The sequence below is a fragment of the Allosphingosinicella deserti genome (assembly GCF_003012735.1).
Lineage (GTDB): Bacteria > Pseudomonadota > Alphaproteobacteria > Sphingomonadales > Sphingomonadaceae > Allosphingosinicella > Allosphingosinicella deserti.
The window spans coordinates 640,125-656,954 of sequence record NZ_PXYI01000001.1 but is presented as its reverse complement, the minus strand read 5'-3'; the positions used below and the strand labels follow the sequence as shown (position 1 = coordinate 656,954).

The following is a 16,830-nucleotide window of genomic DNA, read 5'->3' as shown; positions in this document are numbered from 1 at the left end:
ATTCGCAATGCCGGGTTTCATGCTGCATTCGGGTGCGACCGTGCTCTGCACCCACGCAGGCATGGCGCAGCCCACTGCGCCTTTTCCGCGCGTGACCGTCAGCGGCCAGCCGATCGTGACCCTCGCCTCTCCTTATACGGTGGCCGGCTGCACCTTCCCGGCAATGAGCTCGGGCGCGCCGCCCTGCGCGACGGCCCAGTTCGTCAGCTCGGCGATCCGCGTGACCGCGATGGGCCAGCCGGTGCTGCTGATGGATAGCCAGGCGACGTGCATCCCGACCGGCACGCCGCTGATGATCGTCGCCACTCAGCCCCGCGTCTCGGCAATGTGAGGGCACCATGAACATCGCCTTTCCCCTCCATTTCGACAGCCGCGGCCGCACCGCCGCTTGTGGCGACGATCGTCACGTCCGCGACATGATCGAGATATTCCTGTTCACCAATCCCGGTGAGCGGGTGAACCGTCCCGACTCCGGCAGTGGCCTGCTCCAGATGGTGTTCGCTGCGAACAGCCCCGAAGTCGCCGCCGCGCTGCAATTCACCGTTCAGGCCGGGCTCGATCGCTGGCTCGGCGACCTGATCGAGGTCCGCAACCTCGAAGTGACCAGCGACGATGCCAAGCTCACCGTCGACGTCACTTACGCGGTCCGACGGACCGGAGACGTCGTCGAGACCAGCTTCGAGAGGAGCATCCCATGAGCGGTGACGAAGCCTTCTCCTGCCGCGTAGATCAGCGGCGCCGACGCTTGTTCGACAATCCCGACTGGAACGGGCTGGACTATCTCGACGTCGCCGACGACCAGATGTCGCTTTGCCTTCATTTCTTCGACGGCATTCCCAAGGGGCTCACTCCTGACAATGTCCGCGTCACCGGCGGCCAGCGGATCCGCGACATCAAGGTGGTCCGTGTCGCTCTGGACCCCTCGCACGACGAAGAACTCGACGACTGCCTCAAGGTCACGCTCGATCGTCCCGGCGACTTCTCGACCTACACTTTGTGCCTGCTCGACGTACCTGGCATCGATCCGCGCTTCCGCTGCCTCGACTTCAGCTTCAAAACCAACTGCCCGTCGGATGTCGATTGCGGCGCGCTCGTGCGCTGCCCACCCGAGCTGCGGACCGCGCCCGACATCAATTATCTGGCGAAGGATTATGCGAGCTTCCGCCAGTTGATGTACGATCGTCTGGCGCTGATCCTGCCGGAATGGCGCGAGCGTCACGCCCCCGATCTCTGCGTCACTCTCGTCGAGCTGCTTGCTTATGCCGGAGATTATCTCAGTTACTATCAGGATGCCGTCGCCACCGAGGCGTATCTCGACACTGCGCGCCGGCGGCTCTCGATCCGCCGGCACCTGCGGCTGATCGATTATGCGCTGCACGAAGGGTGCAACGCGCGTGCCTTCGTCACGGTCGACACCGACATGGATTTCACGCGGGCCTCGCCGGACGACTTCTTTTTCGCCACGAGGTCGGAGCGTATCGACCCGAATGCCGGCGCGCTTATTCCGCCGGAGCTGTTCGCCGAGTTCGGGCAGGGCACGCAGATCTTCGAGCCGCTCGGCCTCGAGGGTCCCATCGTCTTCCGCGCTGCCCACAGCCGAATTGCCTTTCACGATTGGGGCGACGGTGAATGCTGCCTGCCGATCGGAACGACCCGCGCCACCCTCGTCGATCCAGCCACGCCGGGCGAAGGCGGCGATGACGAGAGCGCGCGTCGGCTCGCGCTCCGCCCCGGCGATTATCTGGTCTTCGAGGAAGTGCTCGGGCCCCGCACCGGCGACCCGGCCGACGCTGACGCCGCGCACCGCCACGTCGTCCGGCTCACCCGGGTGACGCCGAACCAGGACGCGCTGCTCGATGTGCTGCTCGTCGACGTCGAATGGAGCGCCGAGGACGCGCTTCCGTTTCCGCTCTGCATCTCCACCCGCCGCCCGGCGCCCGATTGCGACAGCGTCCGCGACGTCAGCATCGCGCGCGGCAACGTGGTGCCCGTCGACCATGGCGCTACCGGCATTCAGCCGCTCGGTCCGGTGATCGGAAGGGAGCTTCCCGGCGACTGCGCGTGCAAAGGCAGCGTCATCGAAGTCCGCCGCGAGGCCGCGGCCTATGCGCCCACGCTCGATCGGGCACCGCTTACCTTCGCGGACCCGATCCTGGCTTCCCTTTCGGCAGCGGCGCTGTCGATCCGCGACCCGCGCGCCGCGCTTCCCGCAATCCGTCTCGCCGACGGAGCGTCGAACTGGTTGCCGCGCCGCGACCTGATCGCCAGCGGCAGCGACGATCGCGATTTCGTCGCCGAGATCGATGATGACGGCTTTGCCCATCTCCGCTTCGGCGACGGCCGCCACGGACGCGCGCCGGATCTCGGTTCGGCACTGCTCGCCACCTATCGCAGCGGCGGCGGGATCGCGGGCAATGTCGGCCGCGAGGCAATCGGCCTGCTCGTCCTGCGCGACGCCATCGTGGAAGGTCCCACCATCACGGTCCGCAACCCGCTGGCCGCGCGTGGCGGCGCCGATCCCGAGCCGGTCGCGGAGGCATGCCTGTTCGCGCCCGGTATGATCCAGTCCCGTCGCGAGCGCGCGATCATCGCCGACGATTATGCCGAACTGGCCGCCCGCGAGGCGCCACTTCAGGGCGCCGCGGCGAAGCTCCGCTGGACCGGAAGCTGGCACGAGGCCCGGGTCGCGATCGACCCCCTGCGCCGCACCGAGTCTTCACCCGATCTGATCGGCGACGTCACCAAAGCCCTCGAACGCTACCGGCGGATCGGCCACGACGTCGTGGTCACCGAGGCGCGGATCGTGCCTCTGCGCCTGGCGCTGCACGTTTGCGTCCTGCCCCATTTCAACCGCGCGCATATCAAGAGCGCACTGCTCGACATCTTTGCCAATCGCCTGCGAATGGACGGCACGCCGGGGTTCTTCCACCCCGACAATTGGCGTTTCGGCCAGCCGGTCGCTTTGTCCCAGGTGATCGCCGCGGCGATGGCAGTGGACGGGATCGAGACGGTGCGAGTCACCGCGCTGCAGCCGCTCGACCGCCCGGGCGACACCAGTGCGCTCGACACCGGCCGATTGGTGCTGCGCCCCGGCGAAATCGCTCGGCTCGATAACGATCCGAACTATCCGGAAAACGGCCGGCTCGAATTCGACATGGGAGGTGGGCGATGAGCTGCACGTGCGGATGCTGCGACGGCCTCCACGCCGTGACGCCGCTGCCGATCGACAACCGTCCAGGGCTCAACGCACTCAACACCAGGATCGGGACACATTCCAGCTTCCTCGAGACGATGCTCGCCCGACTCTCCTCCTCCGATTATCCCGAGCTCGCGGCGTTGCGGACGCGGGATCTCGGCGATCCGGCAATCGCGATGCTCGATGCCTGGGCCACCATCGCCGACGTGCTCTGCTTCTATCAGGAGCGGATCGCCAATGAGGGCTATTTGCGCACGGCCACCGAGCGCCGCTCGCTCGTCGAGCTCGCCCGACTGATCGGATATGTCCCGCGTCCGGGCGTCGCTGCCAGCGTCTACCTTGCCTTCGGCCTCGAAAAGGATGCCGCCCCGGTGGTGATCCCCAAGGGCACCAAGGCGAACAGCATACCCAATCCCGGCGAGACGATGCAGGCCTTCGAGACCAGCGAGGACCTGCCGGCGCGCTTCGAATGGAACGCGATCCACCCTCGCCTGACTCAGCCGCAGATGCTGCGGATGATCGTCCAGGATGGCCTCTTTCTGAAAGGCACCGCGACTCGACTGAAGCCCGGCGACATGCTGCTCATCGGCGAGACGGGCGCTGTCCTTTGGCCGATCCGGATCGCCACGGTAAAGCCCGACGAGGTAGCGCAACGCACCCACGTGACGCTTGCTTCTCCCAAGCAGAGTTCGAGCGAGCCGCCTGTCGCCGACACCGGCAACGCGCCGGTGCTCGACGCAGCGTCGCTCGATGCGCTTCGCCGGCCGCAGAGCCGTGCGCCGCGGGGCAGCGCGCAGTTGGCGCGAAGCGTCGCGAGCAGCTTTTCCAGCCGGGCCGATACCCTGCCCAAGCTGCTCGCCGATTCCGATCCCGCGCTGGCACGCTCGCTCTATTCAGCGCTGCGCAACGCCGGGCCGTCAGTCCCGCCGACGCTCGAAGTGTATGCGATGCGGATAGAGGCGCGCCCGTTCGGGCATAATGCGCCGCTCAAGCTCACCAAGGTCGGCAGCGAGAGCGAGCCCCCGACTTTCGCGGAATGGGTTCTCAATTCCAGCGACAACACGGTCCATCACTCATTTCAGATTGCGCTCGATTCGGACTATGACATCGCGCCGGGCACACGCGTGATTATCGAACGGGCCGATCTATCGACCGTCTCGCCGCCTTCGTCCGCAACCATCCGCCGCCAGTCGCTCGCTGCTTTCGGGCTGTCGGGCAAGTCGCTCGTGATCTCGTGGGGCGACGAACATCCGCAGTGGCTGAATTACAACGACGATTTCAGCATGGTGCGCGGCTCACGGGTCTATCTCGGCAGCGAGAAGCTCGAACTCACGGACGCGCCGATCACCGACGATGTGTTCGGCGACGTCATCGAGTTGGACGATCTGTACGAGGGCCTCGATTCCGGTCGTTGGCTGATCGTGGAGGGCGAGCGCACCGACATTCCGGACGGCAAGGGCAACCCCATTCCCGGCATCCGAGCCACCGAGCTGGTGATGCTCTCGGGAGTCGAGCAGACGGTACGGACCGTTGCCGTGCACAACAACGACGACAACGACAACGACAACGACAACGGCAGCGACGACAACGATGACGATGACGATGAGGACAGCGACAGCACTCCCGGCAAGGAGTTCGCCGCATTCAGCACGGTGCCGAACGGGTCCAACGGCGGCGACCCACCCGAAACGGAGCCTCAGGCGGGAGACACCTATCATTCGGTCGTAAGGATCGCCGCCTCGACCGCCACGGGGATTGCGGGGCTCGCGTATCGCTACAAGCGGGACACCGTGACGATCTACGCGAACGTCGCGCATGCGACGCATGGTGAAACGCGCGCCGAGGTGATGGGCAGCGGCAATGCCGCGCAGCCGCTCCAGAGCTTCCTCCTTCGTCAGCCGCCGCTTACCCATGTCTCGGCACGTACTCCGTCGGGTATTGCCAGCACGCTCGAAGTTCGCGTGAACGATGTGCTGTGGCGCGAGGTCTCGACGCTTGCCGCGGTGGACGCGACTGAGCGCAAGTTCACGACCAAGACCGGCAACGACGACAAACCCGTCGTGATCTTCGGCAACGGCAGGCAAGGCATGCGCCTGCCGACCGGACGCGAGAATGTGAAGGCACGCTACCGCAGCGGTATCGGCGCCCCGGGAAACGTTGCCGCCCGCCAGATCAGCCTGCTCGCGTCCCGTCCCTTGGGGGTCAAGGACGTGATCAATCCGATCCGCGCCTCCGGCGGTGCGGATCGCGAAAGCATCGAGGCCATCCGCCGCAACGCACCTGTTGCAATCATGGCGCTCGACCGGCTGCTCTCGACCAGCGACTATGCCGATTTCGCGCGGGCCTTCGGCGGGATCGGCAAGGCCTCGGCATGGCGGACCGGCAACCGCATCACCGTCGTCGTTGCGGGCGTCGACGACGCGCCGATCGACGAGAGCGCGGACCTGTTCGCCAACCTGAAGGACGCTCTCCATCGCTTCGGCGACCCGATGATCCCGCTGACGCTTGCGGTACGCGAACGGCGGAGCATCGTCACACAGGCAGGCGTGCGGATCGATCCCGACTATCTCTGGGAAGCCGTCGAGCCCAAGATCCGGGCCGCGATGCTCAGCGCTTTCGCGTTCGACGCGCAGGAGCTCGGCGCGCCGGTGTTTCTCAGCCACGCCTTCCGGGCAATCCAGCGCGTCCGGGGCGTGGTGTCAGTCGATATCGACGTCTTCGACGCGATCACGGGCGAGCAGATCCTCGGCGACGGTGGGGTGAAGCTGGCCGACACGCTCAACCAGGCCCGGCCGAGGATCAGCGTCGAACGGCACCAGATCGCCTATCTCTCGCCCGCGGTTCCCGAAACGCTGATCCTTCAGGAGCTTCCGTCATGAGCCTCCAGCCGCACGCGCTCTACGAGCTGCTGCCTGACTATCTTCGCCGGCGCGATGCCGACGCCGGCTACCCGCTGCGCGGGCTGGTCACGCTGATCGGCGAGCAGGTCGACGCTGTTGAAGGCGACATCACCCAGCAATATGCCAATTGGTTCATCGAGACCTGCGCCGATTGGGCCGTACCCTATATCGGTGATCTGGTGGGCTATCGGCCGGTGGCCGCCGCCGGGCGGGCACGCACCCCGGCAATCACGCCACGCGCCGAGATCGCCAACACGCTCGCCTGGCGCCGCCGCAAGGGCACGCTGGCGCTGCTCGAGGAGCTCGCCAACAGCATTTCGGGCTGGCCCTCGCGCGCCGTCGAATTCTACGCGTTGCTCGCGCGCACGCAGCACATCGCGCATGTCCGCCCCGAGCGCGGCCGCCGTCCCGATCTCCGCGACAGCGATTCCCTTGCCCGCCTCGGCACACCCTTCGACTCCATCGCCCACAATGTCGACATCCGCCGCCACGGCCGCTTCAACGTGCCGTCGGTTGGCATCTTCGCCTGGCGGCTGAGAACCTACAGCGTTACGCACGCCCCGGCTTACTGCGTGGAGAGCGAAGGCTCTCAATGCTACAGCTTCAGCATTCTCGGGAACGACAGCCCGCTTTATGCCCGCGCGGTACCCGAGACGGTTCCGACAACCATCGCCGGAGAGGCCAACCTTCCGGTCCGCATCCGCCGCCGCGCACTCGAGCATCGCCACGACCACGGCACGCCTGTCGTTCACGCGAGCGAAGCACTCTATGGCGCAGGCAAGAGCCTGGCGATCTACGCGCCTGATTGGCCCGAAAAGGGCGCACCGCAGCCGGTTCCGGCGGCACGCATCGTCCCTGCCGATCTCGCCGACTGGCATTACCGAGCCGGCCGCGGCCAGTTGCTCGTCGATCCGGAACGCGGCCGCATCCTGTTCCCGGTCCGCCAGCCCCCCAAGCACGGGGTCTGGGTGGACTATCGGACGGCGTTCTCCGCCGACATCGGCGGCGGAGAATATCACCGCCCACTCGCACAGCCGGCTGCTTTCGAGCTCTACCAGGTCAGCCGCGACCGCATCGGCAAAGACATCCACAAGTCGATCACCGCCGCGCTTCAAGCATGGCGCGAGGTACGAGACCATCGTGCGGACCGCCCACGCGCCGCAGTGATCGAGATCCTCGACAGCTCGGCCTATAGCGAACAGCTCGCGCTCGAACTGGCTGCGGGTGAGTATCTGCAAATCCGCGCGGCAGATCGTACGCGCCCTGTCATCCGCCTGCTCGACTATATGGCGGATCGGCCCGACGCCTTCACCGTCACCGGCAAGGCGGGCAGCCGCCTGGTGCTCGACGGCCTGCTTGTCGCGGGGCGCGGCATCCAGATTTCCGGTCCCGATCGCAACGATGAGGAACGCTTTGCCGAGGGAGATCTGTGCGACGTCACGATTCGACATTGCACACTCGTCCCGGGCTGGGGATTGACCTGTGACTGCGACCCGAAGCGCCCGAGCGAGCCCGGGCTCGAACTGATCGACAGCAATGCGCGCATCCGGATCTCCGCATCGATCATCGGCGCTATCCAGGTCGTTGCCGATGAAGTGCAGAGCGATCCCGTCGAAATCCTGCTCAGCGACAGCATCGTCGATGCAACGAGCGACCAGCGGGCCGCCATCAGCGCCAACACCCTGCCCCTCGCCTTCGCCAAGGCTTCGTTCACGCGCTGCACAGTGTTCGGCCGTGTCCAGACCCATGCGATACCGCTGGCCGAAAACAGCATCTTCACGGGCGAGGTCCGCGTCGCCCGCCGCCAGCTCGGCTGCATGCGCTTCTGCTACGTCCCCCCCGGATCGCGTACGCCCCGCCGCAGCCACTGCCAGCCCGAACAGGCCGGCGCCCGGCCGGGAGTCGATCCGGCGATCGAGGCCGCACGCGTCCGCCCCCATTTCAACAGCATCCGCTACGGCAACGCCGCATATGCGCAATTGTCGCAATGGTGCGCCGTCGAGATTCGCCGCGGCGCCGACGACGAGTCCGAAATGGGCGTCTTCCACGATCTCTTCCAGCCGCAACGGGAAGCGAGCCTGCGAGAGAGGCTGTCTGAATATTCCCCGGCGTCGACCGAACCCGACGTCATATTTGCCAATTAGGAGGCCGTGATGAAGGGCGATTTCTCTCGCGACAGCTATCATGCCGGCAGTCAGTACAGCCGCGTTCTGATGCAGCAGGGGCGCGTACAACTCGACTCCGACTGGAACGAGCAGACCGCGATCCTGCTTGGCTATATGCGCGCGCTGACCCGAGACCTGTTCGGTCCGGCCGCAGGGCCTGCGACCGAATGCGGCTTCCAGATCGTCAGCGCCGAGTCTCGCGCCTCGCTTTCTCCGGAGCGCGCCGCCGAGGTCGACGCCATCTTGAAGGCGGAGAAAGGCGAACTGGGGGACGACGATCTGCTGATCCTGCCCGGCCGCTATTATGTCGGCGGACTGCCTGTCGAGGCCGGGGACGCGATCCGCTACCGTGCCCAGGGTGGCTTCCCCTTCGGCGAGACGCCCCCGGACTCGCTCCGCCAGCGCAACTGGCTCGCCTATCTCGACGTCTGGGAAGACTATGTCTCGGCCGATCAGGATCCGTATATCCGGGAGGTGGCGCTCGGCGGGATCGACACGTGCGGCCGGGCGCGCATCCGCTGGCAGGTGCGCCTGCTGCTCGACATCGACGATCGGTCGGCGTTCGACGCGCTCGTCGGACTGGGATCGGGGCGCCTCCGCGCGCGTGCCAATCCAAGCGAGGGATCGGACTCGCTCTGCTCGATCGCGCCCGACGCCCGCTACCGGGGTGCCGAGAACCAGCTCTATCGGGTGGAAATTCAAACCGGCGGCGACGCCGAAGAAGAAGGCAGCGGCGCGACCTTCAAATGGTCGCGGGACAATGGCGCGATCACCTTTCCGGTCCTGTCGAGCAACGGCAATCGCATGGTCCTGGGTCATCTCGGCCGGGACGAGGCGACCACGTTGGTCGAGGGCGACTGGGTCGAGCTGGTGGACGATTCCGCCGGGGCGGCGGGCCTGCTTGCGCAGGTCGCGAAGGTGCAGCGTGACGACTTGCGCGTCGAGCTTTCGCTGCCCAATGGCTCAGCGCCATTGCCGACCTATTCCGAGGCGGAGGCGCTGGGTCGGCACGCGCTGCTGCGCCGATGGGACCATCCCGGCGACCCGGCGAAGGCCGGCGGCGCGATCGCGATTGCCGAAGATGTGGAGATCGAGTTGGAGGCTGGCGTGAAGATCACCTTCGAGCAGGGTGGCGCCTACCGCGCTGGCGATTATTGGATGATCCCGGCGCGTATCCTGACCGGCGAAGTGGAATGGCCAGGGCTCCCGGGTAACCCTCAATTCCAGCGACCGCATGGCCCGCAGCATCATTATGCACCGCTCGCGGGCCGGATTGCCAATGCGGCGGGTACCTCCGAGTTTTCCGATCTACGCTGCTGCATCCAGCGTCTCCCCTGTCGTATCGAAGATCGGGCAACGGGTGGCAACAACGCTTTGACCGGCACGGTCAAGGGCGAAGCCACCAGAGCCGGGACGGCCGCCAAGCCGGAGGCGGCCAAGAAGCGCTAGCGCCACTCACCCCCGCTGCAGGCACCGCGGGAAAGAATCCTTGCCCGGTGAATTCAGGGCGCGACCACGGTTTCTATCTTGGATATCACATCCGGCAGGCCGCTTCGCGGACCGGCGCCGCCGCGACCTGGTGGAGGCGCCGTGCCCGCTGGAGAAGCTCGGGCGCCGTTGCGAGTCCACCCGTCCGCAGAGGCGTCAACCGCTCCCGGCCGGTGTCGCGATTGCAAAGATACAGTAGAGCGCGGTTTCCCTCGCCCCAGACGATGCCGGTGGATTCGGATGTGCCGACCGGGACGGCTTGACGCTGCGCCGTTCGCTGCAAAGCGACGCCCCTCCATCCAGCCGCCGCGGGAAGATCGATCGCCTCGGCAAACGTCGGCGCGACATCGATCAGGCTTGCCGGATCTCGTGCGGGATAGGCTCGGTCGCGCGCGTCATAGAGGAGGAGCGGAACGGCGAGCGTCGGAGGATCAGCCTCCCCGCCATGATAGAGGAGACCGCCCTCGGATGTGCGCTGCCCGTGATCAGCGGTGATGATGACGAGTGCGTCTTCGAACAGGCCTTTGCGGGCGAGAACTTCGAACGCCCGGCGAATGATCTCGTCAGCCTGCCGGACCCGCAGATCGTATATCCGTCGATAGTCCGACTTGCCCGAGGGACTGAACAGATAGGCACCGACCATTCCGCTATCGTCGGGGGTTACCCGAAAGTCCGGGTGGATGAAGGAGCCGGCGTGGGTGGACATCAGGTGCATGTACAGAAAGGTGCGTCGCGGATCCGGAACCTGCAGCGTTTCAAGCGTATCGATCGCCCGCCAATCGTTCGGTTGCGTGCCGGACGGCTGATCGGAAATGCTGGTGATCGGGCCGCCGAGCAGAGTCGTCAGCCCCCCGAAACTCGCATGCTGGCCTGCAAGGACCAGCCGGATATCGTAGGAATGCGCCGCAAGGAGATCGACCAGGGTGTCCGGCCGGGTCCCGAAATCGTTCCAGCTCCGCGACGCGAGAATGCTCATGATCCCGCAGAAGGAAAAGGTGCAGGTGGCGTAGCCGTCGAACTTGTGCAGCTTTCCCTGCGCATCGAGGCTGCTCAGGAACGGCGTGTTCGTGAGTTCGTCATTGTAGACGCCCATCCGGTCGCGGCGAAGCGCGTCGACGACGATCAGGACCAACGGGCGGCTCGCCGCCGGCGCCGGCTTTCGGATCGTCGGTCGATGCGATCGTCCCGGTGCACGCGCCGCCGCCAGCAATTCGGGTGGCGCGATCTGGAAGACGGGCCTCAAACCCTCGAGAACAGGCTCGCCGCCCCTGACGCCGAGGGGCACCATGCCGACGGCCGCATAGGTGCCGACCGACGCAGCGGCGAGCCCCACCCGACCGCTCACCCGCAAGGCCCCAATGCGCACCCGGATTCGCGCCAGGCGGCGCGAGAGCCGCATCAGGAGACCGCCAAGCGGCCAATAGAGGAGAATATGCACACCGAACACCAGCAGGACGGCAGCGGCAAGCCGCAACGGACTGATCCCGATATTGTCGAGAAGCGACAGGGCGAGAGGAGTCGCACGAAAGATGATCAGGGTGGGTGCCGGATTCCCGGTGAGATTGATGAAGATGGCCTGGTAGATGTCGAACAGGGTCAGGATCGTGTGGACGGCTGCGAGCAGCACCACTGCCAAGGTCACGCGAACGGCCTCGAACCGGCGACCGGCACCGAGTAGCGTGAGGATCAGGCCAAGCATGCACAGAAGGGAGAAAGCCAGCGCGAAGTGCAGCAGCACAGCGAGAGGTCCGGTGCCGGTGCCTGCTTGCCAGAAAAGCACGAGCCGCCCGGACGTCTGAACCAGCCACAAGGCCGCGATCAAGCCTGCATAGGCCATTCGAAACGGGCCGTAGATACCGGAAGTGCCGCGCTGCCCGCTTGCTCCAGCGACTCGATCGCTCACCATGATGCCCCCACCCCTGCTCCGACCGGGTGTAGCGCATCTCAGCGTCGCTTGGCACCACGCAGCTTCGCCGCGGATCCAGCCCTTCACGATCATGACCGACAGCTGAGGCAGTTCGCGCCTGTCTTGACGGCGCCTGCCGCGAACCGATCCATGCCAGGAACGGCGGCCTTTCCCGCGATCGGGGATTTATCGACACTGCTCCCTAGAAGGAGAGTGTGGTGCCAGGAGAGGACTCACAAGATCTTCACAAGCGCTTGTACTTGCTCGATTTCTTTGAAGACGCGAGACATGGCACCAACAAAAATGCCAACATTTCGCCGAGATAATCTGGTCCACTGTGGACCGAGTGGAGACGATTATGGCCGTCGTTGCGTATGGATCGAGTTCGATTCGCATCAGGCGCTCGCCAACGCCGGCCAGAGGGAATGGTGGGCACGATCATCGACGCCGCTCCGAGTGAGGGCAACGATCAGGACGCCTCCCGCTACTTCCGGGTCTCCTTACAGACGTTCGTCTGCATCGAGGGCTTGTATTCGCATTTGTAGCCGCATTCGTAATCGCCGCCATCGGGCTCGGGATAGGAGCGCAGCCTCGAGATCGCCGCCTCCTGACACTGCTCGAAAGTCTTGAAGCCCGTCAGCCTCTCACTCTTCGTCCGGTTGTCCCAATCCTCGTAGACCCACGCGGTCCAGATCGCCGCCCGAGTGTCGCATCCGACGAGCGCGAGCAGCGCGGCCGCGAGCAGCACCTTCCTCATCCTGTAAACCTCTCCTGTCTCTCCCCACGGGCGTCATAGCAGGGTCAGACCCTATCCAGCAGGTCGGGTCCACAGATGATCGTGGGCGCCGACGAGATACTCGAAGCGATGCGAGAGGGTCTCGATGACGTGAACTTGTCGAACAGGAGCGAGCGTAGGGCGGGAGGCTACCGTGATTTTCCCGTAAGTGTTTGATCGTTATTGGGTTTACCAGGTTAAAAGAAGCTTCGCCTCCACACTTTGCCCCACATTTGCGGTCGGCTCTTCTGGCACGGCTCCGGACATCAGGGCTCCCATGCGAATCACTCGCGGCAGTGTCGTAACGCGTCAACACGCGTCGCCGCTCACCGATATTGCCGATCCCTGAGGAGGCGTTACCGATGGAGGGCATCTGCCCAAGGAAGTGCAAGCTTTGGGACAAAGCGGCCGATCGGTGCTGGGAACTCGAACGGCTGGTCCTCCCAGAACCTGACGCTCGCCGGCGTAGCCACTCGCGGTCCTGAAGGAGCAGGTCTGGCCGGTTGCTGACTGGCGGTATTTAGCTGGCTAGTGGCTGAAACCGACATCGCGAGTTTCAGCTCGAGCCTAGAGGACTGATGGGTCCTCAGCGCGAGCTGACGGCGCGAAGCTCTTTGCCTTCCCGCGTCACGCGCAGTCCAAGCCGCCCGGCCAGCGGTTCGAGCGCATCGAGGACCGCTCCCTTAAGGTAACCGTCCTCGAGTCGGCCGTAGGCTCTGATGAGGGAGTCGGCTGCCTCTCTGGTTCCCCGCCCAGCGATCACGCTCGCTGCTGAAGACGACATGTTGTAGTCCTCCTCGGCCAGCAATTCGAGGAGACGCGGGAGAGTGAGCCGGTTGGGCCCCTTTTCCAGCTCCTCGATGGCCCGCCCGGCGGTCGACGCGTCCGCCGCGTGGCTGTCGGCGGGTTCCTTCAGTGCATCCTCTAGGAGAACCGACAGATCCGACGCTGAAGACGCCCCGATCCGGATCGCTTCCAGCGCGAGACGTAGCCGCTCTCGTGCCGTGTAGCCGCCGAGCGAGAGCCACCGCCTGATGAGCTCGAGGGGAATCGCCCGTCCGGGGTGTGGCGGGATCGGGTGAAGCGTGCCCGATCGGAACGAGAACATTTCCATGCGGTAGGTCAGGCCCGTGATCAACGAATGCGCGATCGTCAACCGGTCGGCGGGGGACCAGTCCCGGGCCTCGATCAGTTCGACAGCGCGCTCGACCGGCCCGCGCCGCGGCACATGCCCGAACATGATCGCCACGGCGGCCACCATCTGTGCGTCCGTGGCCGACATACGCTCGACCAGCGGGTCGATCAGTTCCCCCGCGCCGGCGGCCAGGGCGAAGAGTTCCGCGCGGTCGCGCAGAGCGTTGGGCAACGACTTGTCGCGGGCCAGCTCCTCAATGCGGCCGCGCTCCTTCGAGCGGAGCCAGTCCGCCAGTAGGTAGTCCAGCGCCTTCTCGCGCGCTTCATCCTCCAGATCGGGGTCCAGGAGTAGCCGGAGCGCCGCCTCCGTGCTCATCGCTGGGACGCTCAGCGCCCGCGCCGCGGAACTACGGTGCTCGTAATCGTCGACGCGGAGCGCCTCCGAGATCAGGCCTTCGATCACGTCCTCGACCGGCGCGTCCGTATGCACCCAGGCTGCCAGCCTGACCCCGATCGGAAGTTCCTCATTCGAGAAGGCGTCGTGGGCGTCGACTTCGGGGACCGACCCGCGGCTCATGTGCAAGATCAGCGCCGTGATAGCCCCGGATGCGCCGTCTGACGGGTTGGTGAGCGCCGCGCCGACATACATCGCGAAGACCGGTCCTCCGATGCGGTTCACCTCTCCCTGGAGCTCGCCGATGTTCAACATGTGCTCGATGTCACCGGCCAGCAGCCGCGCCATGACATCCAACGTTAGCGCCTGGTCTCGGTGCCGCGCCAGAATCGCGTCCGAGCCGTGGTGAATGAGGTGCCGGTCGCCAAGTCGCTCGCGAACTGCCGGGTGGAGGGGCTGCGAGAACGCGTCGATGATGATGCCCGCCACGAGCTCGGCGGTCCGCCAGGAGGTCCGGCCCCAGATCGCCACGAGACGGTCGCCCACCTCGTCTCGGAGCCCTGCCGGAAGCCGCATCCCGTTCGAGACGCAGCGTCCTGTGAGGCGGAGCGCGGTGTGGAAGGCGTCGTCAGTCGTCGAGAGCAGATGCCGCACGAGCGGTTCGGGATCGGGATGCCGCTCGAGCGCAAATTGGATCGCCTGGGCCCACGGACGGTGCGCGATCATCTTAAGGCGCGCCTCCAGCTCCGGCGCGTGGTTTCGCAGCAGCTCGGTCGATGCCAGGAACTCCTGCACGATCGGGAACGGGAAGTCGAAGCGCACTGCGTTGACCCTCCGTATCACGCCCCGGCTGAGCAGGGAGCGGCGGACGACGTCAGGGCCGACTTCCGGTGCTAGGTGGTGGGTGCACCCGTCGAGTGCCTGCGCGCCCATGCCCACATCGTCATCCTCCAGCGCCTCGAACGCGGCGCGCTCGGCGATCTTGCGCAGGGTGGTCGGATCGACGGCCTCGTCCTGCGACGCCTTGTAGTCCTTGGGGTTGAACAGGACTTCGAGATAGGTCTCGAGCAGGTCGCTCCTGCTGATGTTTCTCTCCTCCTGCCGGAGCACCAGCATCAGCGCGAGGAATATCGGGATGCGTACTAGGCGGTTTAGGTCGGGCCGCCCGCGCAGGCGTTCGCGTATCAGCGCCGGCAGTGCGGGTTCGCCCGGCCGGTAGAATTCGACGTAGCGGTCTATCTCCTCGTCGCTAAGGGGTGCCAGCTCAAGGACGCGCACACCTTCGGGCATGGCGAGGGCCGCGGGATCCCGCACCGTCATGAGCCATCGCACCTGAGGCGAGCTGGCGCGGTAGTCGGACAGTTTCTGCAGCACCGCCGACCGCCGCGATCCTGAGACCTCGTCGAGTCCGTCGAGTAGCAGGACGAGCGTGCCCGCGCCGGCGGCGGCGGCCCAGTCTATGCCTACCCCGAACGCCGAGTTGACCTCGTTCGCGAGGAACTCGGCGATGCCGGAGCCGGCGTCCGCCAGTTCGGGAATCCGTATGATGGCTGGAAGGAGCCCGTCGTTTGCGAGCCTCGCCGCGATCGCCTGGACCAGGGTCGACTTCCCGAACCCCGGGCCGGCGATGAGGACAACCGAATCCAGATCGGCGCTGGGGAAGTTCCGGAGTGTCTCCGCGGCCGAGTCCCCCGCTTCCCGCCACCGCGGCGCGTCGTCGTCGAAGTCCGGCTTGCGGCCGCGGTCGTAGGGCAGGCAGCGCGGCCACAAGAAGTCGTCGCCTATCGGTCGGCTGAAGCCGGTGCCCGGCAGCGTCACGACGGCGGACCTCGCAATCGCTCCGCGATAGCGTGGCGCACCCCACGACTCAGGCGAATCGATGCGGATGTCCCAGTCCGCGCGCAGGCGGTCGTAGAGTTCGGCAGGCGCGAATCGCTGGCGGATGGCGGCGCCCTCGAGCGCGATTCCGGTAAGGACGGCGTGGAGCCGGTCCGGCGACTGGTCGCACGCTGGCATCCAGAGCGGCGCATAGTCGCGCGCCAGCCCTTCCGCAGGCCAGATGTCGACGTCGAGCTGCTGACATACGTACAGTGCTAGAGCGTGGTCGCCGCCGAGCGCGGCCGCTATCGCGATAGCGAGGCGGCGCTGCGGCTCGTTGAGCCTCTGGTGCCACTCCCCGACGTCGGGCTCGTCCGAGCGCGTGCAGATTTCCCTGAGGCGGGTTGCCATCGTCGTGGTCTCGCCGATCGCGAGGGAGAGCGAGTCACCGGGGCGGAAGTCTGTTGTCACCTGGTTGGCGAAGGCCTTCCACATGCCCGTCCACGCGGCGCCGTTGGTGGCGAGCGCGCGCTTCGCCTGGATGAAGAGGCGGCGGCCGTCTGCCATCTCGACGAGCGCGTCGTCGACCGCTGACGTCGCCTCGATCCTGACCGATTCAGGCCGGTCCTTCGGCGGCCGGGGCCGCTGGTCGAGCATGCGCCCCATGTAGAGGGCCGCGACCTGGTCCTGGTAGCCGACACCGCCCTGGGTCGCCGCGCCCCCGCCCTCCATCAACGCGCGTCCAGGCCGTCCGACCGCCCCTTGCGCTCCAGGATGCGCGTCTTCGACCCGGCCTTGGCGTCGTCGATCGCTTTCCTTACCTCGTCAATGTTGCTCAGGCAGATTTGCGCGCGGGTCGGCGGCAGGTCCAGGTTCATCCGCATGATGAAGTAGTAGGCCATGGACAGGCGGACATCAATCTCGCGGCGACCCTCCTTCATTGCGTAATCGCGCTGGATGGCGAGGCTTTGCTCCTCGGTCATCGCGGACCTTTGCTGGCCGGGACTGGTGGAGCTCCTCACCTCGGCCGAACTGCAGGACGAGCAGTTCCAGC

Annotated in this window: 10 protein-coding genes; 6 read left to right on the top strand and 4 right to left on the bottom strand. The window is 66.1% G+C overall.

The window, feature by feature from the left end; all coding sequences use genetic code 11:
- Positions 1 to 7 precede the first annotated feature (7 nt).
- Genes C7I55_RS03025 through C7I55_RS03000 form a run of 6 tightly spaced genes read left to right on the top strand, consistent with a single transcriptional unit; the run spans position 8 to position 9,710 of the window.
- Positions 8 to 331, top strand: a complete 324-nt coding sequence (locus tag C7I55_RS03025; protein WP_106511372.1) for a hypothetical protein — start codon at positions 8 to 10, stop codon at positions 329 to 331.
- Between the two features lie 7 nt (positions 332 to 338).
- Entirely contained in the window at positions 339 to 698 is a 360-nt protein-coding gene (locus C7I55_RS03020) for a GPW/gp25 family protein (RefSeq protein ID WP_106511371.1), read from the top strand.
- Positions 695 to 3,172 (top strand): putative baseplate assembly protein, encoded by a 2,478-nt coding sequence (locus tag C7I55_RS03015; RefSeq protein ID WP_106511370.1) that lies wholly within the window; start codon positions 695 to 697, stop codon positions 3,170 to 3,172. Before C7I55_RS03020 ends, C7I55_RS03015 begins: the two co-directional genes overlap by 4 nt.
- Complete coding sequence (locus C7I55_RS03010) at positions 3,169 to 6,075, top strand: putative baseplate assembly protein (protein WP_106511369.1); 2,907 nt, start codon at positions 3,169 to 3,171, stop codon at positions 6,073 to 6,075. The genes C7I55_RS03015 and C7I55_RS03010 overlap by 4 nt, the downstream gene beginning before the upstream one ends.
- A complete protein-coding gene (locus C7I55_RS03005) occupies positions 6,072 to 8,240 on the top strand; it encodes a hypothetical protein (protein WP_106511368.1) in 2,169 nt (722 codons plus the stop codon). Before C7I55_RS03010 ends, C7I55_RS03005 begins: the two co-directional genes overlap by 4 nt.
- 9 nt (positions 8,241 to 8,249) lie before the next feature.
- Positions 8,250 to 9,710 carry a DUF6519 domain-containing protein gene (locus tag C7I55_RS03000; protein WP_106511367.1) on the top strand — a complete coding sequence of 487 codons (1,461 nt, stop codon included), beginning with the start codon at positions 8,250 to 8,252 and terminating at the stop codon, positions 9,708 to 9,710.
- Positions 9,711 to 9,795: 85 nt separating this feature from the next.
- Here C7I55_RS03000 and C7I55_RS02995 read toward each other — a convergent pair whose 3' ends face one another.
- From C7I55_RS02995 to C7I55_RS02980, 4 genes are all read right to left on the bottom strand, one after another.
- Entirely contained in the window at positions 9,796 to 11,655 is a 1,860-nt protein-coding gene (locus C7I55_RS02995; protein ID WP_158266259.1) for a sulfatase-like hydrolase/transferase, read from the bottom strand.
- A 484-nt stretch (positions 11,656 to 12,139) separates the two neighbouring features.
- Complete coding sequence (locus tag C7I55_RS02990; protein WP_106511365.1) at positions 12,140 to 12,412, bottom strand: hypothetical protein; 273 nt, start codon at positions 12,410 to 12,412, stop codon at positions 12,140 to 12,142.
- Between the two features lie 604 nt (positions 12,413 to 13,016).
- Complete coding sequence (locus C7I55_RS02985) at positions 13,017 to 16,508, bottom strand: NACHT domain-containing protein (RefSeq protein ID WP_106511364.1); 3,492 nt, start codon at positions 16,506 to 16,508, stop codon at positions 13,017 to 13,019.
- Positions 16,508 to 16,759 carry a hypothetical protein gene (locus C7I55_RS02980; protein WP_106511363.1) on the bottom strand — a complete coding sequence of 84 codons (252 nt, stop codon included), beginning with the start codon at positions 16,757 to 16,759 and terminating at the stop codon, positions 16,508 to 16,510. The genes C7I55_RS02985 and C7I55_RS02980 overlap by 1 nt, the downstream gene beginning before the upstream one ends.
- Between the last annotated feature and the right edge of the window lie 71 nt (positions 16,760 to 16,830).